At 65.1% G+C, this 22,066-nt stretch carries 22 protein-coding genes, 1 tRNA gene, 2 pseudogenes and 1 other annotated feature; of the genes and pseudogenes, 8 read left to right on the top strand and 17 right to left on the bottom strand.

Annotated elements, in window-relative coordinates; translation table 11 throughout:
- Positions 1 to 56 precede the first annotated feature (56 nt).
- Positions 57 to 1,784, top strand: coding sequence for an FkbM family methyltransferase (locus C6Y53_RS04910; protein ID WP_211299458.1), 1,728 nt, complete (start codon positions 57 to 59; stop codon positions 1,782 to 1,784).
- Positions 1,785 to 1,923: 139 nt separating this feature from the next.
- On the opposite strand, the pseudogene C6Y53_RS04905 reads toward C6Y53_RS04910, so the two are convergent.
- Positions 1,924 to 3,113: pseudogene (locus C6Y53_RS04905) on the bottom strand (IS3 family transposase).
- A 48-nt stretch (positions 3,114 to 3,161) separates the two neighbouring features.
- Positions 3,162 to 4,393 (bottom strand): IS3 family transposase gene (locus tag C6Y53_RS04900; RefSeq protein WP_106470855.1). Its coding sequence is split into 2 segments (ribosomal slippage): positions 3,162 to 4,096 and positions 4,096 to 4,393, totalling 1,233 coding nucleotides; the frame shifts between segments, so codons are not numbered across the junction.
- Positions 3,987 to 4,103 (bottom strand) — a sequence feature (AL1L pseudoknot). (Overlaps the previous gene by 117 nt.)
- A 173-nt stretch (positions 4,394 to 4,566) precedes the next feature.
- On the opposite strand from C6Y53_RS04900, the gene C6Y53_RS04895 reads away from it, so the two are divergent.
- Positions 4,567 to 5,010, top strand: coding sequence for a tyrosine-type recombinase/integrase (locus tag C6Y53_RS04895; RefSeq protein ID WP_211299457.1), 444 nt, complete (start codon positions 4,567 to 4,569; stop codon positions 5,008 to 5,010).
- A gap of 39 nt (positions 5,011 to 5,049) precedes the next feature.
- Here C6Y53_RS04895 and C6Y53_RS04890 read toward each other — a convergent pair.
- The 3 genes from C6Y53_RS04890 to C6Y53_RS04880 all read right to left on the bottom strand — a co-directional run bounded on the left by C6Y53_RS04890 (position 5,050) and on the right by C6Y53_RS04880 (position 7,643).
- A tRNA-Arg gene (locus C6Y53_RS04890) sits at positions 5,050 to 5,126 on the bottom strand.
- 310 nt (positions 5,127 to 5,436) lie between these two features.
- Positions 5,437 to 7,227, bottom strand: a complete 1,791-nt coding sequence (locus tag C6Y53_RS04885) for a CHASE2 domain-containing protein (RefSeq protein WP_106471413.1) — start codon at positions 7,225 to 7,227, stop codon at positions 5,437 to 5,439.
- Positions 7,224 to 7,643, bottom strand: a complete 420-nt coding sequence (locus C6Y53_RS04880; protein WP_244614943.1) for a FecR domain-containing protein — start codon at positions 7,641 to 7,643, stop codon at positions 7,224 to 7,226. The genes C6Y53_RS04885 and C6Y53_RS04880 overlap by 4 nt, the downstream gene beginning before the upstream one ends.
- A gap of 747 nt (positions 7,644 to 8,390) precedes the next feature.
- Between C6Y53_RS04880 and C6Y53_RS04875 the strand changes: the two genes are divergently transcribed.
- The gene (locus C6Y53_RS04875) at positions 8,391 to 9,497 is read left to right on the top strand and encodes a glycosyltransferase family 4 protein (RefSeq protein ID WP_106471411.1); all 1,107 of its coding nucleotides are present in this window, start codon (positions 8,391 to 8,393) and stop codon (positions 9,495 to 9,497) included.
- A 69-nt stretch (positions 9,498 to 9,566) separates the two neighbouring features.
- On the opposite strand, the pseudogene C6Y53_RS04870 reads toward C6Y53_RS04875, so the two are convergent.
- Positions 9,567 to 9,692 (bottom strand): annotated as a pseudogene (locus C6Y53_RS04870) (IS5/IS1182 family transposase); the annotation flags it as partial.
- Positions 9,693 to 9,815: 123 nt separating this feature from the next.
- Positions 9,816 to 10,619 (bottom strand): serine O-acetyltransferase, encoded by an 804-nt coding sequence (cysE, locus tag C6Y53_RS04865; protein WP_106471410.1) that lies wholly within the window; start codon positions 10,617 to 10,619, stop codon positions 9,816 to 9,818.
- An 84-nt stretch (positions 10,620 to 10,703) separates the two neighbouring features.
- Between cysE and C6Y53_RS04860 the strand changes: the two genes are divergently transcribed.
- Complete coding sequence (locus C6Y53_RS04860; protein ID WP_106471409.1) at positions 10,704 to 11,048, top strand: TraR/DksA C4-type zinc finger protein; 345 nt, start codon at positions 10,704 to 10,706, stop codon at positions 11,046 to 11,048.
- Positions 11,049 to 11,052: 4 nt separating this feature from the next.
- Here the strand turns inward: C6Y53_RS04860 and C6Y53_RS04855 are convergent, their stop codons facing one another.
- The 3 genes from C6Y53_RS04855 to C6Y53_RS04845 are packed head-to-tail and all read right to left on the bottom strand — an operon-like array spanning position 11,053 to position 13,598.
- Positions 11,053 to 11,826: a LamB/YcsF family protein gene (locus tag C6Y53_RS04855; protein WP_106471408.1), complete on the bottom strand. Its 774-nt coding sequence runs from the start codon at positions 11,824 to 11,826 to the stop codon at positions 11,053 to 11,055.
- 3 nt (positions 11,827 to 11,829) lie between these two features.
- Positions 11,830 to 12,852: a 5-oxoprolinase subunit C family protein gene (locus C6Y53_RS04850; RefSeq protein WP_106471407.1), complete on the bottom strand. Its 1,023-nt coding sequence runs from the start codon at positions 12,850 to 12,852 to the stop codon at positions 11,830 to 11,832.
- Positions 12,849 to 13,598 (bottom strand): 5-oxoprolinase subunit B family protein, encoded by a 750-nt coding sequence (locus tag C6Y53_RS04845; protein ID WP_106471406.1) that lies wholly within the window; start codon positions 13,596 to 13,598, stop codon positions 12,849 to 12,851. Before C6Y53_RS04845 ends, C6Y53_RS04850 begins: the two co-directional genes overlap by 4 nt.
- Before the next feature lie 233 nt (positions 13,599 to 13,831).
- On the opposite strand from C6Y53_RS04845, the gene C6Y53_RS04840 reads away from it, so the two are divergent.
- Both C6Y53_RS04840 and C6Y53_RS04835 read left to right on the top strand, forming a co-directional pair.
- Positions 13,832 to 14,611, top strand: coding sequence for an SDR family oxidoreductase (locus C6Y53_RS04840; protein ID WP_106471405.1), 780 nt, complete (start codon positions 13,832 to 13,834; stop codon positions 14,609 to 14,611).
- Between the two features lies 1 nt (position 14,612).
- On the top strand, positions 14,613 to 15,737 hold the full coding sequence (locus tag C6Y53_RS04835) for a hypothetical protein (protein ID WP_106471404.1): 1,125 nt from the start codon (positions 14,613 to 14,615) through the stop codon (positions 15,735 to 15,737).
- 48 nt (positions 15,738 to 15,785) lie between these two features.
- Here C6Y53_RS04835 and tatC read toward each other — a convergent pair whose 3' ends face one another.
- The 3 genes from tatC to C6Y53_RS04820 are packed head-to-tail and all read right to left on the bottom strand — an operon-like array spanning position 15,786 to position 17,359.
- Entirely contained in the window at positions 15,786 to 16,670 is an 885-nt protein-coding gene (gene tatC, locus C6Y53_RS04830) for a twin-arginine translocase subunit TatC (protein WP_106471403.1), read from the bottom strand.
- The gene (gene tatB, locus C6Y53_RS04825) at positions 16,667 to 17,137 is read right to left on the bottom strand and encodes a Sec-independent protein translocase protein TatB (protein ID WP_106471402.1); all 471 of its coding nucleotides are present in this window, start codon (positions 17,135 to 17,137) and stop codon (positions 16,667 to 16,669) included. The genes tatC and tatB overlap by 4 nt, the downstream gene beginning before the upstream one ends.
- 6 nt (positions 17,138 to 17,143) lie before the next feature.
- Positions 17,144 to 17,359 (bottom strand): twin-arginine translocase TatA/TatE family subunit, encoded by a 216-nt coding sequence (locus C6Y53_RS04820; RefSeq protein ID WP_106471401.1) that lies wholly within the window; start codon positions 17,357 to 17,359, stop codon positions 17,144 to 17,146.
- A 216-nt stretch (positions 17,360 to 17,575) separates the two neighbouring features.
- On the opposite strand from C6Y53_RS04820, the gene C6Y53_RS04815 reads away from it, so the two are divergent.
- Positions 17,576 to 18,244 (top strand): helix-turn-helix transcriptional regulator, encoded by a 669-nt coding sequence (locus C6Y53_RS04815; RefSeq protein WP_106471400.1) that lies wholly within the window; start codon positions 17,576 to 17,578, stop codon positions 18,242 to 18,244.
- Between the two features lie 6 nt (positions 18,245 to 18,250).
- Here the strand turns inward: C6Y53_RS04815 and C6Y53_RS04810 are convergent, their stop codons facing one another.
- From C6Y53_RS04810 to C6Y53_RS04800, 3 genes are all read right to left on the bottom strand, one after another.
- Positions 18,251 to 18,637, bottom strand: a complete 387-nt coding sequence (locus tag C6Y53_RS04810) for a hypothetical protein (RefSeq protein WP_149615457.1) — start codon at positions 18,635 to 18,637, stop codon at positions 18,251 to 18,253.
- Positions 18,638 to 18,646: 9 nt separating this feature from the next.
- Entirely contained in the window at positions 18,647 to 19,492 is an 846-nt protein-coding gene (locus C6Y53_RS04805; protein ID WP_106471398.1) for a LysM peptidoglycan-binding domain-containing protein, read from the bottom strand.
- Between the two features lie 98 nt (positions 19,493 to 19,590).
- The gene (locus C6Y53_RS04800; protein ID WP_244614942.1) at positions 19,591 to 20,697 is read right to left on the bottom strand and encodes an ABC transporter ATP-binding protein; all 1,107 of its coding nucleotides are present in this window, start codon (positions 20,695 to 20,697) and stop codon (positions 19,591 to 19,593) included.
- 169 nt (positions 20,698 to 20,866) lie between these two features.
- On the opposite strand from C6Y53_RS04800, the gene C6Y53_RS04795 reads away from it, so the two are divergent.
- A complete protein-coding gene (locus C6Y53_RS04795; RefSeq protein ID WP_106471397.1) occupies positions 20,867 to 21,712 on the top strand; it encodes an ATP-binding protein in 846 nt (281 codons plus the stop codon).
- A gap of 6 nt (positions 21,713 to 21,718) precedes the next feature.
- Here the strand turns inward: C6Y53_RS04795 and C6Y53_RS04790 are convergent, their stop codons facing one another.
- Positions 21,719 to 22,051 carry a hypothetical protein gene (locus C6Y53_RS04790; RefSeq protein WP_106471396.1) on the bottom strand — a complete coding sequence of 111 codons (333 nt, stop codon included), beginning with the start codon at positions 22,049 to 22,051 and terminating at the stop codon, positions 21,719 to 21,721.
- Positions 22,052 to 22,066: the final 15 nt, after the last annotated feature.

The raw sequence follows: 22,066 nt of genomic DNA, 5'->3' as shown, positions 1-22,066 counted from the left end.
ATGATGACAGAGGTGCCGAATTGAGTGCGGAAAAACCGGCCAGGGGAGGTGAGGGCGTGCTGGACTATGACAGCGTGATCGAAACACAGGGTGTCCAGATCCCGTTCGTGCCCAGGATCATCACGCCCAAGATCGAGCGCCCCATGCGCAACAACCGCTATGAGGGGGGCGAAGTCGCATCGCTGCGCAGGTTGCTGAAACCGGGTGACCGCGTGCTCGAACTTGGCGCGGGGGTCGGCCTGTGCTCGACGATCGCGGCCCAGAACCCGGATGTCGACCGCGTCGTGGCCATCGAAGCAAACCCGGACATGATTCCGCTGATCCAGGAGACCTACCGGCTCAACGATGTGTGCGAGCAGGCGGAGCTTCGCAATGGCGTCGCTACGGTCCGGTCAGGGGCGGAGATTCCCTTCTACATCCGTCAGGATTTCTGGGGCTCGTCGATGGAGGCGGAGTCCCGTCCCTTCGCAAGGGTCGAGCAGGTGCCGGCCCTCGCAATTGACGACCTGCTTGCCGAGGTGAGGCCGACAGTGCTCGTCTGCGACATCGAAGGCGGGGAACTGGGGCTGTTCGACGACGCCGATCTGTCGTCGGTCAGAAACGCGATCCTCGAGCTTCATCCGAAGGTCTATGGCCGCGCAGGCAGCGCCAGGATCGTCGCTGCCCTGGCTCGCAAGGGGCTCTATCTGTCGCCGGAAAACAAACCCGACAGCAGTGTTCAGATATTCGAACGCCGCCCTCCACCCCAGCCGATCCGTACCCGGAGTGCCCTGAAAACTGGGTCGGACAGATGGTATGGCGACGAACCGAGAACCCTGATCACAACCTGCATGAAGGACGAAGGCCCCTTCATCCTGGAATGGGTGGCATGGCACAAGGCGCTTGGTATCACCGATCTTGTCGTTTTCACCAACGATTGCAGCGATGGCACGGACCTGATTCTGAACCGCCTGCAACAGATCGGGGTGCTGACACATCTTCCCAATCCGGCCGTTGTCGCGGGGCAAACCGTCTTTCAGCCCATTGCGTTGGCCTATACGCAGCTGATGCCGATCTTCTCGGACGTGGATTTCGTGATATCGATGGATGTCGATGAGTTCGTCAACATCCGGGCGGGCGATGGCCGGCTGACCGATCTGTTCGACGCCGCCGGCCCATTCGACGCGCTGTCGATATTCGAGTTGAACCACGGCTGCAATGGCCAGGTGAAATTCGAACCGGGGCTCATGCGCGACCAGTTTCCCGGTCATTCGACGGAAACCCCCGGCAAATGGCGGGCACATCGGGGGGCAAAGACGATCACCCGTATCTCGTCAAAACTGGTGAAACTGCGCAATCATCGTCCCGATATGGATGCGGGTGCCAATCCGGTCTGGCTCGACGGGTCGGCGCAACCGTTCGATGAATTTCAGTCTGACAGTTCCCTGAACGGGGCAGATGCGCGCGGGCGATACAATCTGGTGGTGCTTGACCATTACGCGCTCCGTTCGATGGAAAGCTACTTCATGAAAATGTTGCGCGGGGACGTTGTGGTTGCCGGCAAACGCGTATCGCTGCGCTATTGGCGTTTGCGCAACAAGTCGGAAGCCCGCACCTCGACGCCCAACCCTGCCCTGGTCGCCGCGGCCAATGCGTTTCACGAGACACATTTCGCGGGGGATCCAGAGTTGATGGCGCTACACGACCAATCCTGCCGCTGGCACAGCGAGCAGATTGAGAGAATTTCTGAACAACAAGAAATCAAAGACCGCCGCGATTGGATCATGGAGAACGCTTGGACCTAGGTGTTTGATCCCACGGTTCTATGGTGAGATCCAGTTGATGGATTGCAAGGAAGCAATATGAACCTCACCGGGTTTTCCGGAGGCTCCAAATCGAGGAAGGTGAGCCACTCCCCAAAGTCTGGACAGTTTTGCACGTAGACTAAGCTACTCTCTGCTCCTGCTGATCGGGTTGGGTTTCGTCTTTTCGCAGCCAACAGACCACGGCTGGGGGTTTGCCGCCAAGGGCGGAATGGGGGCGTTTTCGGTTGTAGAACTCGATCCATTTGCCGACGCCGCCCTTCGCCTCTGATCCTGTCTCCTAGGCATGCCGGTAGACACACTCATGTTTCAGGCTTCGCCAGAACCGCTCCACGAAGATGTTGTCGAGGAACCGGCCCTTGCCGTCCATCCACTGCCCCGGCAGTGCATGTTTACATGCATGAGAGGGGGATACGCACGCCGGATCGGCGCAGCAGGCCGGTCTAGGCAAAGGACGTGAACTGGCTGCCCTGGTCGGTGTTCATGATCTCGGGCGGGCCGAATCGATGACTCGCCTCGTTCAGCGCATCGACGCAGAACTCCGCTTCCAGCGTGTCCGATATCCGCCAGGCCAGCACCTTGCGGGTGTGCCAGTCCATTATTGCGACCAGATACAAGAACCCACGCCGCATCGGCAAACAGGTGATGTCGGCAGCCCAAACCTGATCGGGGCGGGTGACCCGCAGACCGCGCAGCAGATAGGGTTAGGTCTTGTGCCCTTCCGCCGTATTGCTCGTGTTGGGCTTCTGACAGATCGGCATCAGGCCCATGAGGCGCATCAGCCGTCTTTTCCGCTTCTCGTTCACCAGATGCCCCCGTTTCGGAGGTGCAGGGTCATCTGCCGAACACCAAAGAACGGTGTCTCAAGGAATTGTTCATCAATCTGGCGCATGAGCGCGAGGTTCATCACCGTCTCGCCCTTGGGTGTGTAATAGAACGACGACCGCGAGATCGACAGCAACTGGCACTGTTTGCCGATGGACGGGGCAGAATTGACTGGCTCGACCATCTTGTGCCTCACTTGCCGATCCACGGCTTGAGCTTTCTGGACAAAAAACCGTTGGCCACAGCCGGCTCCCCGATCTTGGCAGGCAGCTCCCTCACCTGCTCTTCGTCAATCTCAGGGGCCTTCCTGCCGCCGCGTTCAAACTCACCAGAGGCCCCTTCCAGAAATGCCCGCTTCCAGCTATCGATAACCGTCGGATGAACCCCGAACCGGCTCGCCAGATCGACCACCGTCTGCTCACCCTTCAACGCTTCCAGCGCCACCTTCGCCCTGAACTCAGGCGCATGTTGATCGCGTTTCGACATCTCTGATTGAACCGCCCCGGGTTTCCGAGAGGCTTTTTTGTTCAAGACCTACGCGGCTTTTTCAAGGGTGTTCATCTGTTCGTAGAATGTATCCTCCACTTCCTGTGGCGGCCGGTGCCCGATGGCGCTGTGTAGCCGCTCGTTGTTATACCGGCTGACCCATTGCAGGGTCTCCCATTCGACCTGAGCCATGGATTTCCAGGGGCCGAGGAAGTTGATCACCTCGGTCTTGAACAGGCCGATGACGCTCTCGGCCAGCGCGTTGTCATAGCTGTCGCCCACGCTGCCCACCGAAGTGTCGATACCGGCATCGGCCAGGCGCTCGGTGTAGCGGATGGACAGATACTGGCTGCCGCGATCGGAGTGATGGATCAACCCGCCGCCTGTTGGGCATCGCTGGCAGATGGCCTGGTTCAGGGCATCCAGCACGAAGCCTGTCGTCATCGAGGTCGAGACGCGCCAGCCCACGATCTTGCGGGCGAAGACATCGATGATGAAGGCCACATAGACCATCCCCGCCCATGTCGACACATAGGTGAAGTCCGACACCCAGAGCTGATCGGGCATGGCAGCCACGAACTGCCGGTTGACCTTGTCATCAGGGCAAGGCTGCGCTGGATCGGGGATGGTTGTCTTCTTCTGGCCCCGCACAACCCCTTGCAATCCATGAAGATGCATGAGCCTTTCCACGGTGCAACGCGCGATGTCGTGCTCATCGCGCCGAAGCTGGTGCCAGATCTTGCGGGCACCATAACGGCCCCGGCTCTTGCCGTGGACTGCCTTGATTTTCTCAATATCCACAGCATCCTGCCTGGTGCGGTCCGAGGCAAGCTGGGGATTGCGCGCGATGGCGGCATGGCGATGGAAGGTTGCTGGGGCAATCTGCAGGACACGGCAGATCGGCTCGACCCCAAAGACCCCGCGATGCTTCTCGATGAAGGCGATCATTTGCGGAACAGGCGGTCGAGCTCCGCCTGGGCAAAATAAGCCGACGCCTTCTTCAGGATCTCGTTGGCCGTGCGCAGTTCCTTCACCTCGCGCTCCAGCGCCTTGAGGCGGGCCTTCTGCTCGCTGGTCAGCCCGTCGCGCTCGCCTGCATCGCGTGCCGCCTGGATGCACCAGGCGCGCAGTGTGTCGTGCGAGCAGCCAAGCTTCGGGGCGATCGCCCGATACGCCGCGTTGTCACTGGTGTAATCGGGCCGCCGTTCGCGGAATAGCCGGACGCCGCGCTCGCGGAACTCGGCCGTATATGCCGGCGTGCGCTTCTTCTTCGATTCCATAAGGATCATCCTCTGAGAGTTCTACTCTCTCGGAAACCCGGGGCGGTTCAGATCTCCTCTTCGTCAAAGATCAGCAGACAACAAATCGTAGCTTACGTCAGTGTCCGAAGCTCGGAGGGTAGGTCAACACTGGCTGTTCCCGCATTGATGCAGTTCGCCTCCGCTGGCAGAGCGTGATTGGTTCCCGCATCCAATATCGGTGGCTGAAAACTGAACGATATTCAGAGGTGGTTGTGGATATCCCGATCCACCCAGACCTTCAGAGGGTGCTGGATACGCTGCCCATGTCCAAAATGACTTTCCTTGAAACGACTGGTGGACGGTCGCGTTCAGCAAACGGCTTGGGTAACGCAATGCGCAAATGGTGTAACGCTGCCGGTCTGCCCGACAACACGTCTCACGGGCTGCGCAAGGCTTGTGCCGCTCGTTTGGCCGAGGCAGGGGCATCGGAGCGGGAAATCATGGCGTGGACAGGCCATGCCTCGCCTCAGATGGTTCAGATTTACGCAGGGAAGGCGCGGCGCGGTCTGATGGCCGATCAGGGCTTTGCCAAACTGCGACAGAACGAAACGGGTTCAAATGTTGACGAACCTAGTGGCAATGGTTCGACAAGATGAACAAAAATCTTAATGAAATCAAGTGCAAGGGGGTTGAAGTGGCGGACCGAGGAGGATTCGAACCCCCGACCCCTTGATTCGTAGTCAAGTACTCTATCCAGCTGAGCTATCGGTCCACTGAGGCCCTGCATGTATCCCCGGCATTCGGGTAATGCAACCCCGATTGTGGCTTTTTCCGGATGTTGCGAAGGTTGGCGTTTCGGCGGTACCGGGCGGTTTCGATGGGTGAGGTGGGAAACTAGGGTGACATGGCAATTCAAGGGGTTGGGAATGCGGGGAAAATCTCGGTTTCTTCTGGGTACTGTAGGTTACCCGCGCATATCCGGGACGGCACGGTATGGCTGGTCCGGATAGGTGTTTTGGCCGGCCGAGAAAGGCTGCGCCGGTCCGGCCGGATATCGCCTGAAGCGGGGCGCGCCCGCGGGATCAGGTCCAGGCCAGTATCTCGACCTCGCCCGCGCGGCCCCGGATCGGCACGCGCGATTCGTGCGTGGGCGAAGGCGGCTTTGACAGTGCATCGGCGAAATCGCGGGTGGCCACGATGGTCGCGTGTTCGGACTTGGCCACTTCCATCAGGCGGCTTGCCAGGTTGACGCTGTCGCCGGTCACGGTGACCTGCTGGTGGGTGTCGGCTCCCAGCCGGGACAGTGTCGCGAGGCCCGCATGCAGCCCGATGCGGCAACCCGGCAGTCCTTCCGGCAACGCGTCGATGCGTAACCCGGCCAGCGCCCGGACGAGCGCAAAGGCCGCGGCCAGTGCGGTGTCGGCGGCGCGGTCGCGGTCGGACCGGTCGAGGCCGAACACGGCCAGCGCACCGTCGCCCATATAGTTCAAAACGTCGCCGCCCTGCGCCCCGACTGTTTCGTTTGTCAGGCCATGAAATGCGCGCAGCAATTCCTGCGTGCCCGCTGGCCCGAGCCGCTGCGACAGGCCGGTAAAGCCGGTGAGATCGACGAAGAAGATCACCAGGTGTTGCTCTTCCGGCGTGGCGAGCCAGTCGGGATCGTTTTCCAGGCGTCGCGCCAGCGCCGGTGACTGGAACCGCCGCAGCGAGGCTGCCGCGCGTTCGGTTTGCAACGCCAGGCTGCGCTCGCGCGAATACCGGACGATCCCGGCCACGGTGAGCGGCGGTAAGGCGGCCACCAGAGGCAGGGCGGCGCTCATCCACAGGCCAAAGGCAAAGGCGATCACCACCCCGGTCATGGAAAGCCCGACAAGGGCGAGCGCAACCGGGAGCCCGCGCGACAGTGGCAGCGACAGGGCCGCCAGCACGCAGAGTAGGGTCAGCCCGGCGGCGTGGATCACATCCCAGCGCCGGGTCCGGGCATCGCGCCGCAGCACCGGCCCCCCGGCCAGTTGCGATATCGCGGTCGCGATGATCTCGACCCCCGGGGTGGTGTCGCCGAACGGGGTCGCGAACCGGTCGCCCATGGCCGACGCGGTATAGCCCAGCACCACCAGTTTTCCACCGAGCGCATCGGGCAGGGGGCCGGTCAGCAGCTCGCTGGCGCTGTAGGTCGGCACCGTTCCCATCGGACCCAGATGGCGCAGCGGCATCGACTGCCCCAGATCCAGGGGAACCGCGCGATCGCCCAGCCTCAATCGGTCGGTTTCAACAACAGGCGTGTCACCGGTGAACGTCATGGCCGCGACCAGCGGCAGCGTGGGAAAGGTGCCCGCGCCGGTGGGGATGAGCAGCGGGACATATCGCGGCGTTCCGCCGGTATCCGTCGAGATGTTCACCAGGCCGGTGCGCGCCGCCTCGCGGAAGGACGGTTGCGGCTGGATGATGGTATCGGCACTTGCACCTTCGGCACCCAGGCTGGCCGCCGCCGCGATCACCGAGGGCAGCGCGCCAAGCGCCTGCGCCAGCGCGGCATCGGTGTCGGTATCACCTCCATCGGCCAGCAAGATGTCGACCGCGAGCGTTCCTGCCCGGCTGGCGGCAATATTGCCGATCACCCGGCCAAGCAATGCGCGACCGCTGACATCCGATTGCCCAAGCGTCCGGTCGTCGATGGCGACGATGACCACGTCGCCGGCGGGTTTCTGCGGGCCGATCAGCCTGTGGCGCAGGTCAAGCAGGCGGTATTCGAACCGATCGGTCGGCCCGGCATGTCCCGACAGGTAAGGCAGCCCGAACCCCGCCACCCACAGCGCCGCCACGATCAGCCCCGGGATCACCAGTCGATTGCGGCGCCGGGCGCGGGTTGTCATCTGCCAAAGCGGGCGAGCAGTCGTGCAGCGCGGTCGGCGTCCCAGCGTTTCACCTCGAGCCGGTCGGTCGCGGTGACGTCCGTTCCCTGTCCGGGACGCAGCTGCACAGTGTCCGAGCCGTCATCGAGCTTGCGCACCTCGACACGGCCGGCAATCACGAAGACCGATGTGCGCTGCGCCCCTGCGTCCACGACATAGGTGGTGCCGCGCACGGCGGCGATGGCATGGGGTGTCCTGATCTGGGTCGGGGCGGTTCCGGGCTGGACGTCGATCAGGATCGCGCCGCCTTCGATTTCGATCGCGCGGGGCGGTGCGGCGCCCGCCCGTTCGTCGATGGTCATCGAGGTGCCGGGTTCGCGTTCCACGATCAGGGTTCCGTCGCAGGTCATTACCTGCCGCGCCGGTTCGGTGGCCATCGTGAAGGTGCATGTTCCTTGGGCCGCTGCCCCGCTGCCCAGCGCCAACGCGACGCCAACAGCCAAGTGCCGGGCGATACGAAAATCAGGGAGCAGGCTCGCGGGCATGGCATCACCTTTCAGGCGGTGGTTTCATCTTTGGCCAGGGCCCGGTTGCGCAGGCCTGCCGGTGTCGTTCACACGGGGCAACCGTAATGCAGCAATCCCTGCCCGGCCAGATCAATCTGCCAACCGGCCACGCCCCTGTCGTCCATATGGCCGTGGACAGGAGGGTGTCATCCGGTCCCGCCCGTCGATTGACCGTCATCCGTTTTCCGAATGGGATACCCGGTCGGATGACGATATCTGGCAGGGACGCGTTCGGGGGGCGAACAGGAACCTGTTGCAGTGGGTTCTCAAACATGGGGCGGGACCAAGCGAACATAAGTCATAAAACGAATAGTCGGGGTGCTCTGCGGGACGGGCATGATTGCCCAACTCGCTTACAAAGGATTCTCAGCGCGACTCCTGCGGAGTATGGGCCGAACTGTCGGTATCTTGTTTCATGGCGCGATCTCCCCGCCGGTTGCAGCCGCCGGTTGGGTGGGGGCCGGGTCAACCCGGAGACCACGCCACCTTCCACCACATTCGAGGCACGGCCTGGGGTCCCAAAGATACTCTTTGGCCTGTAAAAGCCGAAAACAATGCTGTATGGAGGCGACGGATTTTAGTGGTTAGATTTTAACTGCTTACGGGAAGGGTCATCCGATGGAACCTGAGCGCCTTACGATCTTGTATATCGCGCGATCGGCCTTCGGCATCATGGGCGAGGCGGCAATCAGCAACTATGTGCGCGTCATGTCACGGTTTCATGATGTGCATGTGGTCCAGACCAAGGCCCCCGGGGAAACCCATGGCCAGCCCCCCGAAGGCGTGCGGCTGCACAGCCTGGCGTCCCGAGAGACGCCGACGCGCAGGCGGGCGCTGTTCGATGTCCTGCGCAAGGTTCGGCCGGACATCGTGCATTTGGTTCAAAGCCCGTATTGCTACGATGACGTGATGATGCTGCAGCCGGTTTTCTCGGAAGCCTCCTGGTGTCTTGATTTTCGCTCACCGCATATCGGGGCGCCCGATGCGCCTGCTTTGGCCAACTATCATGACATGCAGTTGCAGATCGATTGTTTGTTGACCCACTCCATGGAAAGTCTGCGGACCAATTTGCCTAACCGGTATCTCAAGGCAATCGAGATTCCACCCGGCGTTGATATGGCCGCCATTCAAGACGCGACCGCCAACGGGCCTGATGTCCGGCGAGAGGCAGCGATACGTCGTCTGGTTTACGTTGGAAGCCTGTCGCGAACCCGCAAAATGGACCTGCTGTTGCAGATGTTTGCAAAGGCGCTTTCCAGCAACAAGGGACTGACCCTGGACATCTATGGCCAGGGAAATGCGGAAGAACATCTGCAAAATCTCGCGCGTGAACTCGGGGTGGAAGACCATGTATTCTTCCGGGGCATGCTCGACCAAAGCGAACTTTGGAAACGGCTGACCGGCTATGACGCCGGAATAGCCTACGTTCCCGAGGAAATGTTCGGAACCGCGCCATCGTTGAAGTCAATCGAATATGCGGCGGTGGGTTTGCCGGTCTTGGCGTCCGATACCGAGGGCCATCGCGCATTCGCAGGCCGTTTTGGTTTCGATTTTGACCTTTTCAGGAACACCCCCGAAGGTCTGCATGAGGCGTTGACGGCCAATAGGAAAACCGCTTGGGACAAGAAGCGGCTCGACGCAAATATTGCGGCCTCGCAAGCCCTTGATTGGGAACGCGTTGTCATAGATCGTCTCATGCCCGTCTACCGCCAGTTGCGGGCGTAAGATATCGACCTGAACGGCAGTAGCGCAGAAATCCGGCGTTGATCGCACGTCCCTTTTCCCCGGACGGGCTTATCCAGCTGGTTTTGTGATGAATACGCCACGAGCGGTGCAGCGATCGAGCGTGGCGACGCGGATCCGGAATTCCACAACCTGCCGGTCAAAGTCCCTTGCCATCAGGGTTTGGCCGAGGAGTTCGAAGAAATTTATCTACCGCGCTGGTTCACGAGATGAATTCCCCAAACGCATATGGGAAAAGCCTCCCGAACCCGGGCGGTGCCACCGCTGAGGCGGCGGTTTTTCGTTTCGGGTCGGTCGGTGTCAGCCGGCGAACATCTGGTCCATGTTGACCGAGGGCTGGTCGCATCCGGCCTCGCCCACGATCCGCGCCGGGATGCCCGCCACGGTCTTGCAGGGCGGCACGTCCTCCAGCACCACCGATCCGGCGGCAACGCGCGAACAATGGCCGACATGGATATTGCCCAGCACCTTGGCGCCGGCGCCGATCAGAACGCCGTCGGCGATCTTGGGGTGCCGGTCCTCTTCCTCCTTGCCGGTGCCGCCCAGCGTCACCGAATGCAGCATCGACACGTTGTCGCCCACCACGGCGGTTTCGCCGATCACGATGGAATGGGCGTGGTCGATCATGATCCCCTTGCCGATGCGGGCGGCGGGGTGGATGTCGATGCCGAAGATCTCGGAAATCCGCATCTGGAAGAAATAGGCCAGGTCCTTCTTGCCCTGTTCCCACAGCCAGTGCCCGACCCGATAGGCCTGCATCGCCTGATACCCCTTGAAATAGAGGATCGGCTGCAACAGCCGGTGGCAGGCGGGATCGCGTTCATAGACCGCGACCAGATCGGCGCGGGCGGCCTCGACCAGTCCCGGCGCGTCGGCATAGGCCGCATCCGCGATCTCGCGCAGGATCACCATCGACATCTCGTTCGAGGTCAGCTTGGCCGCGATCCGGTAGGACAGCGCCTTGTCCAGCCGCGAATGGTGCAGGATGCAGGCATGGATCAGCCCGCCCATCAGCGGCTCGGACGCCACCGCGTCGCGCGCCTCCGAGGTGATCCGGCTCCAGACCGGATCGACGGGCGCGAGGCTTCTTTTCGGTTCGGTCATGGCCTATCCCCCAGAATACCCCTTAGAATAGTCATTCGCGCCGGGTTTCCCAAACGCAATGCCGTGATGAGGTCCATCTGCACCATGAATGACCGTGACCGCAACCATATTGCCGGGCTGATCCGCGACCGGTTGACCGCCATCGCCGGGGAAAACGACCTGGGCCGCGACGGGCAGGCGGTGGTACAACTCGACCAGCAGGCGGTGGGGCGGCTGTCGCGGATGGACGCGGTGCAGATGCAGGCGATGGCCAAGGCCCAGCAGGCGCGCCGCGATGCCGAGGCCGCCCGCCTGCGTGCCGCTCTGGCCCGGATCGAATCCGGCGATGAGGAATACGGCTATTGTGACGGGTGCGGCGAGGAAATCGCCCGTGCCCGGCTGCATCTGAACCCGGCGGTCGCCACCTGCATTGCCTGCGCCCGCGGCTGAGCCGTCACGACCCGCGCCGGGCGAATTTCTCCAGCGTGATGCCCTCGGCCAGCAGCCGCGCCTTCAATGCGCGGGCCATCGCCACCGCTTCGGCGCCATCGCCATGCAGGCAGATCGTGTCGATGCGGGTGGGGATGCGCTTGCCCGATTCCGCGATGATCGCGCCTTCGCCGAGCATCCCGAGTATCCGCTCGGCGGCGGCATCGGCGTCATGCAGCACCGCGCCCGGCTTGCCGCGGGCGACCAGGGTGGCGTCGTCCTCATAGGCGCGGTCGGCAAAGATCTCGCCCGCCCAGTTGCAGCCCAGATCGCGCACGACCTGTTCCATCGGCGTGGCGGCCAGCACCATGATGATGATGTCCGGGTCGACCTTCAGCGCCGCCTCGTAGCAGGCCCGCGCCATGCCCGCATCCGCCGAGGCCATGTTGGACAGCGCGCCGTGCAGCTTCAGGTGCCGGACCCGCCCCCCGGCGGCATGGGCCATCGCCCGCGCCGCACCCAGCTGGTAGGTGACGAGATTGGCCAGTTCCTCATGCGACAGGGCCATCCGCCGCCTGCCAAAGCCTTGCAGGTCGGGAAAGCCCGGATGCGCGCCGATGCCGACATCCCGCTGCACCGCACGCGCCATCGTCGTCGCCATCACGTCGGCGTCGCCCGCGTGATAGCCGCAGGCGATATTGGCCGATGTGACCACGTTCAGCAGCGCCACGTCGTTGCCCATCACCCACGGGCCAAAGCTCTCACCCATATCGGCGTTCAGATCGACGCTGCGTGTCATGGTTCAGTCCCTTTCCAGATCGTCCCCGGCGGTTGCGCCCGAGACCAGTTGATAGCTCAGAAGATCGGCGATGTCGCAGGGATCGCGCACCAGCGGATGAACGGCGCGGCGCAGATCGGCCAGCATTGCGGGCTCGTCCCGCCAGAGCGCGTCCGCAGCGTCGGTCGTCAGCAACTCGAATCTCAGCGCGGCGCCCGGCGGGGCCTGCGCGATGCGCGGCAGGTCCGCGTCGATCACCGTGGCCAGGCGTGGATAGCCGCCGATGGTCTGGCATTCCGACAGCAGCACATAGGGCGTGCCGTCGCCGGTCATCTGCACGTCCCCGTGCCGGATCATGTCCGAGGCCAGCCCGGCGGCCAGCGCCGAGGTAAAGCCCGCGCCGTCGTGATCCAGCCGCACGCCCTGCCGGTTGCCCGCCGGATTGCGGGTAAACGGCGTCGCCAGGAACCGCGCCAGCGTGGCGTCGTCGAACAGGGCGGTCTGCGGGCCGGGCCGCAGCCGCACCATGCCGCCGGCAAAGCGGTCCGGGGGGGGCAGGCCCAGCAGCGGCGCGGCCGGCTCCGGGTCGTCGCCCAGCGGCAGGGTGTCGCCCGCCTGCAGCAACGCGCCGATCCCGGCGGTCAGATGCACCGCGCGGCTGCCCAGCCAGTCTGGCGTGTCGATGCCCCCCGCCGGGGTCAGGTAGCCATAGACCCCCGAGGTGGCGCCGCCGATGCGCAGCACCTGGCCCGGCGCCAGCAGATGCGCCGCGTTCCAGCGCAGCGGTGTGCCGTCGAGGCTCGCCCGCATCGGCGCCCCGGTCAGCGCCACGCGCATCGGGGCGGTCACGGCAAACTCGCCGCCGGCACCGGCCATCTCGACCGCCGGCGCTACGCGCGGCAGGTTCAGCAGCGCGGTTGCTTCCAGCAGCGCCAGCCGGTCGGCGGCGCCGCCGCGCGACAGCCCCTCGGCGAGATGGCCGGGGCGGCCCGTATCCTGCACGCTCAGCCCGGGCCCGGCGCGGTGGATCTGCAACGCGGCGTTCATGCCAGGACCTCGCAGCGGGCGCCGCCCAGCCCGTCGGGATCGTTGCGGGCCAGGTCCTGCATCTCGCCGTCGGGCACCGCGCTCAGGCGCAGCTCGTCCCCGGGCCGCAGGGCAAAGGGCTGGGCCCGGTCGGCCTTGAACGGGCGGAACCCGGTCAGCCCGACCTGCCGCCAGCCGGTGGTCGACGGGTTGGCAAAGAGCACGATCTGCCGCACCGCCGCGCAGAGCGCGCCCGCGGGCACGGTGGGTGTCAGTTCGGGCTGGCGGGGAAAATCCCAGTGTTCGGGCAGCAGCCCCAGATATGGCTGGCCGGGGGCAAAGCCGATCGCCAGCACCCGCAGCGGCGTGGCCGTGAGCTCGGCCACCGCGCGGGTTTCGTCCAGCCCCGCCAGCCCGGCCGTTTCGGACAGTTGCGGCCCCGCCGACCCGCCGAACGCCGCCGGGATGGTCCAGCGCCGCGCCGGGGGCGGCATGTCGGCGGCGCACCAGTCGCGGCCCGCCACGAGCGCCCGCAACCCGGTTGCGAGGTCGTCGCGGGTGGTTCGGGCCGGGTCGAACCGCACCAGCACCGAGGCCAGCGCCGGGGCAATCTCGTTCACGCCGGGCAGGTCTGCCGCTTCGAGCGCCGCGCGCAGCGCCTGCACTCCGGCGGTTGCGCCCGGATCGGGGCGCAGCGCCAGTCTCAGGACGATCCCGTCGCGCCCCAGCGGCAACAGCTCCGGCGCTTTCGTGGTCCTGTTCTGCAACTGCGTTCCCCCCTTGCCCCAGCGTGATCCACATGGATGGGCTTGCCAAGCTCCCTTTGCATTACAATGGCAAAATGTCAACGATATGTCATCGTGGGGTGAGTGACAGTTCGCGGCGGACCACGGGCGATGGTCCCGCTGCCTGCGATCCGGCCTGCCCGCTGCGAGCCGGGCTCTGGCCTGCCCGCGCGACCGGTGCTAGGGCAGGGCAGAACGCATCGGGAGGGGATATCATGGATCTGGGAATCAGCGGAAAACGGGCGCTGGTCTGCGCCAGCAGCAAGGGGCTGGGGCTGGGCTGCGCCGAGGCACTGGCAGGGGCCGGTGTGAACCTGGTGATGAACGCGCGCGGTTCCGAGGCGCTGGAGGCCAGTGCCGCCGCGATCCGGGCGGAACACGGGGTCGAGGTCGACACCGTCGCGGCGGACGTGGCCACGGCAGACGGTCAGGCGGCGGTGATCGAGGTCGCGCAGGGGGTCGATATCCTTGTCAACAATGCCGGCGGCCCGCCGCCGGGCCTGTGGTCCGACTGGGACCGCGAGGATTTCATCCGCGCGCTCGATGCGAACATGCTGGCCCCGATCGCGTTGATCAAGGCGCTGGTGCCGGGGATGATGGAGCGCGGCTGGGGCCGGGTGGTGAACATCACCAGCCAGTCCGTGCGCGCGCCGATCCCGGTTTTGGGCCTGTCGAACTCGGCGCGCGCCGGGTTGACCGGCTATGTCGCGGGCACGTCGCGGCAGGTGGCGGGCAAGGGCGTGACGATCAACAACCTGTTGCCCGGCATCCATGCCACCGACCGGGCCGATTCGCTCGACCGTGCCGTGGGCGAGGCCAGGGGCACCACGCTGGAAGACGCGCGGGCCGAGCGGGCCGCGACCATTCCCGCCGGTCGCTATGGCACCCGGACCGAGTTCGGCGCGGCCTGTGCGTTCCTGTGTTCCCAGCATGCCGGGTTCATCGTCGGCCAGAACATTCTGCTCGACGGTGGCGCCACCAACCAGACCATGTGACATGGCATCGGGCTTTTCGCTGAAGGACCAGTTGTTCAACCGCGACAAGGTCCGCTACCTGGGCGGGCTGATGGCTGGGGCCAGCGCGGATTTCGATGCCGCCGCCTTCGAGGCGGCGGTGATGTCCCGGCTGCCCGAGCTCGAACTCAAGGCGCGGATGCGCTGGATCGCCGAATGCCTGGCCTATGCGGTGCCGGGTCCGTTGCCGCAGGTGGCGCCGGTGATCCGCGCCGCGCTGCCGCCGCCGCTGGACCCGGATGCCCATGACGGTGAATTCGGCGATTTCATCCACGCGCCGTTCGGTGACTGGGTGGCGGAACTGGCCGGGCCACGGGACACGGCGCTGGCGCTGGACCTGCTCGCCGACATCACCCAGAGGTTCTCGATGGAATGGGCGGTGCGGCCGTTCCTGACGCGCGAACCGGCGGTCGTGCTGGCCCGGATGCGGGACTGGACCACGCATCCCAGCGTGCATGTGCGCCGTCTGGCCAGCGAAGGCAGCCGTCCGCGCCTGCCCTGGGGGCAGGCGGTGGGGCTGGCGCCGGGCGCCACGCTGCCGATCCTCGACGCGTTGCACGGCGACCGCGCACGCTATGTCACCCGGTCGGTCGCCAACCATCTCAACGACATCGCGCGCTCCGATCCCCAGATGGTGCTGGACCGGCTGGGCGACTGGCGCGGGCGGGATGATCAGGCGGCGCGGGAACTGGCGTGGATGGCGGGCCACGCCCTGCGCGGGCTGGTGAAGGCGGGGCATCCCGGCGCGATGGCGGCGCTGGGTTTCGATCCCGATGCCGCCATCGTCGTCGAGGATTTCGCCGTGCCCGGACGGGTGGCGATCGGCGAGATGCTGATGATCACGGCAACGCTGCGCGCCGATGCAGGCGCGCGCGCGCTGGTCGATTGCGTGTTCCGCCGCCGCCGCGCCGATGGCAGCGAGGGGCGCAAGGTGATCAAGCTCAAACAACTGACGCTGCCGCCGGGCGAGCAGGTCGAGATTGCCAAGGCGCACCGGCTCAAGGGGGATGCCACCACCTTCCGGCTGCATCCCGGCCCGCAGGGGATCGACCTGATGAGCAACGGACGGCTGCGGGCACAGGCGACGTTCGAATTGACCGGGGCCTGAACCGAAGCCTGAACCGGGGCCTGAGCGGCCCCGCACCGCGTGGCGGGGCTACTTGGCGTTTTCGTCCGGATCGGCGGCAGCGAGGTCCTCGTCGAACGCTTCCTCGTCGTCGTAATACCCTTCGGCCCGCAGGCGCTCCTCGCGCTTCTTCTCGACGCGGGCGACCAGGAAGATCGATACCTCGTAGAGCCCGTAGACGACCACGAACAGGATGATCTGGGTGATCACGTCAGGCGGCGTCACCAGCGCGGCGAGCACCAGGATCGCCACCACCGCGTATTTGCGCACGCCGCCCAGCCCTTCGGCGCTGACCAGCCCGGCCTTGCCCATCAGCGTCAGCAGCACCGGCAACTGGAAACACAGGCCGAAGGCGACGATGAACTTGATGGTCAGGTTGAGATATTCCTGCGCCGAGCCCTGGAACACCACCGACAGCGGCGCCGCCGCGTCGCCGGTGACCGCCTCGCCCTCGGTGCCGAATTGCTGGAACCCGAGGAAGAAATCATATGCCAGCGGCGTGACCACATAGAAGGCAAAGGCCGCGCCGGCCAGGAACATGAATGGCGACGCGATCAGGAACGGCAGGAACGCGCCCTTTTCGCTCTTGTAGAGCCCCGGCGCCACGAACCGCCACATTTGCAGCGCGATATAGGGAAAGGACAGGATGAGTCCGCCCAGCAGCGACACCTTGATCGCGACAAAGAACCCTTCCTGCGGGGAAATGAAGATCAGCCCGCAATCCTGCCCGCGTTCGGCCAGCACCTTGCACAGCGGCGCGGTCAGGAAATTGAACACCGGCGTCGCCACGGTAAAGCAGATCACCATGCCGACGATGAAGGCCACGACCGAATGGATCAGCCGCTGGCGCAGTTCGGCCAGGTGTTCGATCAGCGGGGCCGAACTGTCGTCGATCTCGTCGGTGGGGCTACTCATGTCGTCTTGTCTTGTCCGGTGCCGGCGGCCAGCGAAGCCTCGGCCTCTTCCGCCTTCTTCAGGGCGTCCTCGGCCTCGCGCGCCTTGCGGTCGGCGGCGGCGCGGGCGGTCGCGGCCTGTATCTTCCTGGCCGATTCGGCCCGGTCGGCGGCCAGTTTGCCGGTTTCGCTGTCGGGGTCGTATTTCGTCGGATCCATGCCCGATGTCAGGTCGCGCGCCGCGTCCTTGAGCCCGTCCATCGCGCTGCTCACCGGGTTGGTGGCAGCCTTCAGCCCCTTGGCCACGTCGTTGACGCCGGCCTCGTCGGCGGCATCATGCATCGCGCGGCTGAACTCGCGGGCCATGCCGCGCGCCTTGCCGACGAAACGGCCGACATTGCGGAACAGCACCGGCAGGTCCTTTGGCCCCACCACGATCAGCGCGACCACGCCGATCACCAGCAGTTCGGTCCAGCCCAGGTCGAACATCGGCGGTTACGCCTTGTCCTTGTCGTGGTCCGGGGTCACGTCCTTGGCCGCCTCCGCGGCGTCATGCTCAAGTTCCTCGGTGCCGTCCTTGACGCCTTTCTTGAACGCGGTGATGCCCTTGCCCACCTCGCCCATGAGCGAGCTGATCTTGCCGCGCCCGAACAGAACCAGCACCACCACCGCGATCAGCAGCAGGCCGGGAAGGCCGATATTGTTCAACATGTCCGTCTCCTCGAATGGAACGCCGGTGCGGTCACGCGCGGCGGTAATGTCTCGGGCCCGTTCTACGCAGCGCCGGGGCGCGGGAAAAGCGGCAATGCCCGGAGGCGGCGGTGAATCCCGTGCCCGGTTGCCGGTGTCGGGCCGGTCCTCTGATAAACTGACGCCATTTTGTCAGTAGATCTGGATATTCGCGGTCCGGTATGGCATGGAGTGCCCATGACCCGCGATGCCCGGCTGTTGCGCCTGATCGACCTGCTGCGTGACGGACAGACCCATCGCGCGGCCGATCTGGCCGTGGCGCTGGGCGTGTCCGACCGCACCATCTGGCGCGACATGGCGCGGCTGGAGCGGGCCGGCGTGCCGGTCGGCGGCACCCGTGGCAGCGGGTATCGGCTGGAACCGGCGATCGCGCTGCCGCCGCTGCAGCTGGCGCCGGGCGAGCTCGAGGCGCTGCTGCTGGGGCTGGCCATCGTGTCCCGCGCCGCCGACCCGGATCTGGCCGCGGCCGCCGCGGCGCTGGCCGACCGGGTCGACGCCGCGCTGCCCGCCGAAACCGTCGCCGAGGGCGCGGCCTGGAAAACCGCGCTGGAGCCGCTGTCGGACCCGGCCCGCGCCCTGCGCCACATGGCCACGCTGCGCGGCGCCATCGCCGGGCGGCAGAAACTGCGGCTGGGCCTGGCCGGACATAAGGAACGCCATGTGGTGCGGCCGCTGCGGCTGGAAAGCTGGGGGGCGCTCTGGGCGCTGACCGCCTGGTGCGACACCCATGCCCGTTTCGCGACCTTCCGGCTCGACCTGATCGAATCCGCCGCCGCGCTGCCCGAAACCTTCGTCGATGAGCCGGGCCGGCGCTATGACGACCATCTCGCCGCGCTCAGGCGCTGAAGCGGTTCAGAATTCCAGGCCCTTGTCCCAGATCATGTGATGGACCGCGCGCCAGGCCCCGTCACCGGCGGCGAACCACAAGGTGATGTTCTGGCTGTCCGAGTAGGACCATGTCCGTTCGCGGATCTGAACGCCCGCGCGGATATCGGCCTCGTCGAATAGCCCGGGCAGGTCGTTGCGAAACTCGGGCAGTTCCGGCGCCAGCGCGAATTCATCGCTGTCCGAAGGGGTGCCGAACCGGATCTCGGCCTGTTCCAGTGTGAGCCCCGCAAGGGTCTGTTCGTCGCTTGCCATGATCGGGATGGCCTCCATGTCCTGTGGTGCCCGCGGCTGGCCGGGCTGAACAGCCCCCAGCGCCAGCAGGCACGAAACGATTGCGGTCTGTCCGGTCATGCCGCGGGTCTACCCGACGCTCTTGACCGAAAAGGTGGTGTTCTTGATCATCTTGTTCAACTCCATGATGAGATGGTCGGCGTGGCGCTTCTTCAGCTTGTTGCCGATATTCATCATGCTGGCCTTGTCGGCGAAATGCGCGCTCGATTTCTTGTATTCGTCGCCATGCCCGGCGGGGCCGTATTTCGAGTTGCCGACCGCGTGGCCGAATTCATGGGCAAAGGGCGATTGCTTGTCATCCTTCTTGCCCGTGCCCTGAAGGTCCTTGAGCTTGGTATCCTCGGAATCGAGGTTGATCGTCTGCTTGTTCCAGTCCACCGAACTGGTCGGCGACTTGCTGCCCTTGGGCACCTTGGTCACGGTGACCTTCCAGTGGCCGCCGGACTTGACGTATTTGATGTCGAAACTGACGTCGAACACGGTGTCCTTGTAGACGCGGGCGAAATCGGACGTGCCCGAACAAGTGATCTTGTACTTGCCGCTCCACCGTGCCCAGATCGCCTTGTCGGCGGCGTTGTGGAAATCCTTCTTTTCCTTGCCCGTCCACTTGGAGACCCCTTTCTGGGTCACGAAGGTATATTCCCATTTCTGCTGCACGAAGATCAGCGCCTTGGTCGCATCGACCGAGATCGACATGCGCGGCATGTCCTTCTTGTGGATGTTCTTGACCGTCTTGGGCGACGGCGGCACGAAGAGCTTGCCGCCCGGCGAGATCTTGTTCGGGTCGGGGTTGTCCTTCTTGAACTTCTTGTTTTCCGGGGCCTCGTAGATGTCTTTCCATCCCTTGAGGCCGTATTTGCGGGCGATACCGCTCAGAGTATCGCCGCGTTTGATGGTATAGCTGGTCGCTGGCATAACGCACCCTCGGCAAAAATCGAACTGAACAAAAATACTGGGCAGTATGCTGAGACAGGCCCGATATCGCTGTCAAGGTTTCGATTCCGGCGCCTGCGTCACATGTGAGTTACGGGGAAAACAAAGCAGCGGTTGCGCGGCACGGTCAGCCACATCGTCTTGCCCGGTGCGGGCAGGAACACGTTGGGGACCGTGGCCTTCAGGATCGAGCCGTCGAAATCCATCCGGAACTCGACCAGGCTTTCATGGCCCATGAACCGCGCGCGCACCACCGTGCCGCGTGCGGGAACGCCATCGGTGGCGGTCGGCAGCGGGCCCGATCCGTTGCGGTCGAAATCCAGCCGGACATGCTGGGGCCGGAACACGATATCCACGTCGGTGCCGTCCGGCACGCCGGGGGCAAGGAACTGGCCAAAGGGCGTGTCGGCCAGCGCCCCGTTCACCTGCGCGCCCAGCACGTTGGCATCCGAGAAGAACGCCACCGCCGCGCGGTCCACGGGCCGGGTATAGACGTTGTAGGGCGCGCCCTGCTGGACGATCCGCCCGTCGCGCATCAGCGCGATCTCGTCGGCCATGCGCATGGCTTCCTCGGGTTCGTGGGTGACCAGCAGGACGGCGGTGTCCTCTTCCTTGAGCAAGGCCAGCGTGTCGTCGCGGATGCCGTCGCGCAGCCGGTTGTCGAGGCCCGAGAACGGTTCGTCCATCAACATGATCCGCGGCCGGGGCGCCAGCGACCGCGCCAGCGCCACGCGCTGCTGTTCGCCGCCGGACAGCTGGTGCGGATACCCGTCGACGAAGCGCAGCAGGTCCACCCGGTCGAGCAGCTCGACCACCCGCGCGCGTTTCTCCTCGGCGCTGCAGCTGCGCAGCCCGAAAGCCACGTTGTCGGCCACCGACAGGTGCGGAAACAGGGCGAAATCCTGGAACATCAGCCCGATGCCGCGACGTTCGGGCGGCACCCGGAATACCGTGTCGCAGACCAGTTTGCCGTCGACCCAGATTTCGCCGCTGTCCTGCATCTCGACACCGGCGATCATGCGCAGCGTCGTGGACTTGCCGCAGCCCGAGGGGCCAAGCAGGCAGGTCACCTGCCCGGGCATGATCGTCAGCGACACGTCATCGACGACCCGGCGGCCTTCGATCACCCGAACCAGATTGCGGATTTCCAGCCTGGGGGCCAGGCTCTGCGGGGGCTGGTGCTGCACGCTGTCCTATCCTGCCGGTTGCGGATGCTGCGGATCCTTGCGGCAGATAGCAACCGCGCACCGCCTGCGCAAGCGATGCCGCGGCGCCGGCGGGTTCCCGGCCGCGCCGGCCCCTTGCCGACATGGCGCGAAAGTGGTTTCAACAGCCGGACGCAGCAGGAGCCGACCAATGTGTGATGATCCCTTGCACCGTATCGCCGCCGCGCTGGAACGGATGTCGCCCGCGCCGTTGCCCACGCCCGATTTCTCGGCCGCGCCCGCCTTTGTCTGGCATGTCGACCCGGACCGGCTGGAGCCCGTGACCCGCGTCAACCGGGTGGCGCTGGACCTGCTGGTGGGGATCGACCGCGCCCGCGAAACCCTGCTCGACAATACCCGCCGCTTTGCCGAGGGGTTCGCCGCCAACAATGCGCTGCTCTGGGGCGCGCGCGGGATGGGCAAGTCGAGCCTGGTCAAGGCGGTGCATGGGCGGCTCGCACGCAGCCACCCGGAGCTGAAGCTGGTCGAGCTGCAACGCGAGGATCTGCCCAGTGTCGGGCGGCTGCTGAACCACCTGCGCGCGGCGCCGCAGCGGTTCGTCCTGTTTTGTGACGACCTGTCCTTTTCTCATGACGACCAGCATTACAAGTCGCTCAAGGCGGTGCTGGATGGCGGCATCGAGGGACGGCCGGAAAACGTGGTGTTCTATGCCACCTCCAACCGCCGCCACCTGATGCCGCGCGACATGATCGAGAACGAGCGTTCGAGCGCGATCAGCCCGTCCGAGGCGGTCGAGGAAAAGGTATCGCTGTCGGACCGGTTCGGGCTGTGGCTGGGGTTCCACCCGTGCAGCCAGGACGAGTTCCTCGCCATGATCGACGGCTATTGCGCCGCCCACGACCTGCGGATCGATCCCGAAACCCTGCGGGCCGAGGCGATCGAATGGCAGGCGACGCGCGGGTCGCGGTCGGGCCGGGTGGCGTGGCAGTTCTTTACCGATCTGGCCGGGCGGCACGGCATCCGTGGCGCGGACTGACCGGCCCTAGTGGTCGTTAACCGGCAACAGCCGGTCCACACCGGGGCCCATGAACTGGATATGCCGCCCATCGGGGCGCAGGATGGTGCGGATCTGGTGAATATCCGCTTCCCAGCCGTTGTCGGTCTGCGTCAGCGGAAAGCTCAGCGGTGTTTCGGTCTGGGCAAAGGCATCGCTGCCCGAAGACTGGAACACGATCTGGCTGCAATCCTGGTTCACGGCGAATTCCGCCCGGAAATCCGGTTCGCCGCCTTCATAGCTGCCTTCGGCCCAGGGGCAGATTTCTGCCGCGACAAGGGTCGCGATGGTGGCAATGCTGATGGCCGGCATCATGGCCATGCCTTTCTCATAGGA

It is taken from the genome of Pukyongiella litopenaei, from assembly GCF_003008555.2.
GTDB lineage: Bacteria > Pseudomonadota > Alphaproteobacteria > Rhodobacterales > Rhodobacteraceae > Pukyongiella > Pukyongiella litopenaei.
This window is presented reverse-complemented; position numbering and strand designations above follow the sequence as displayed.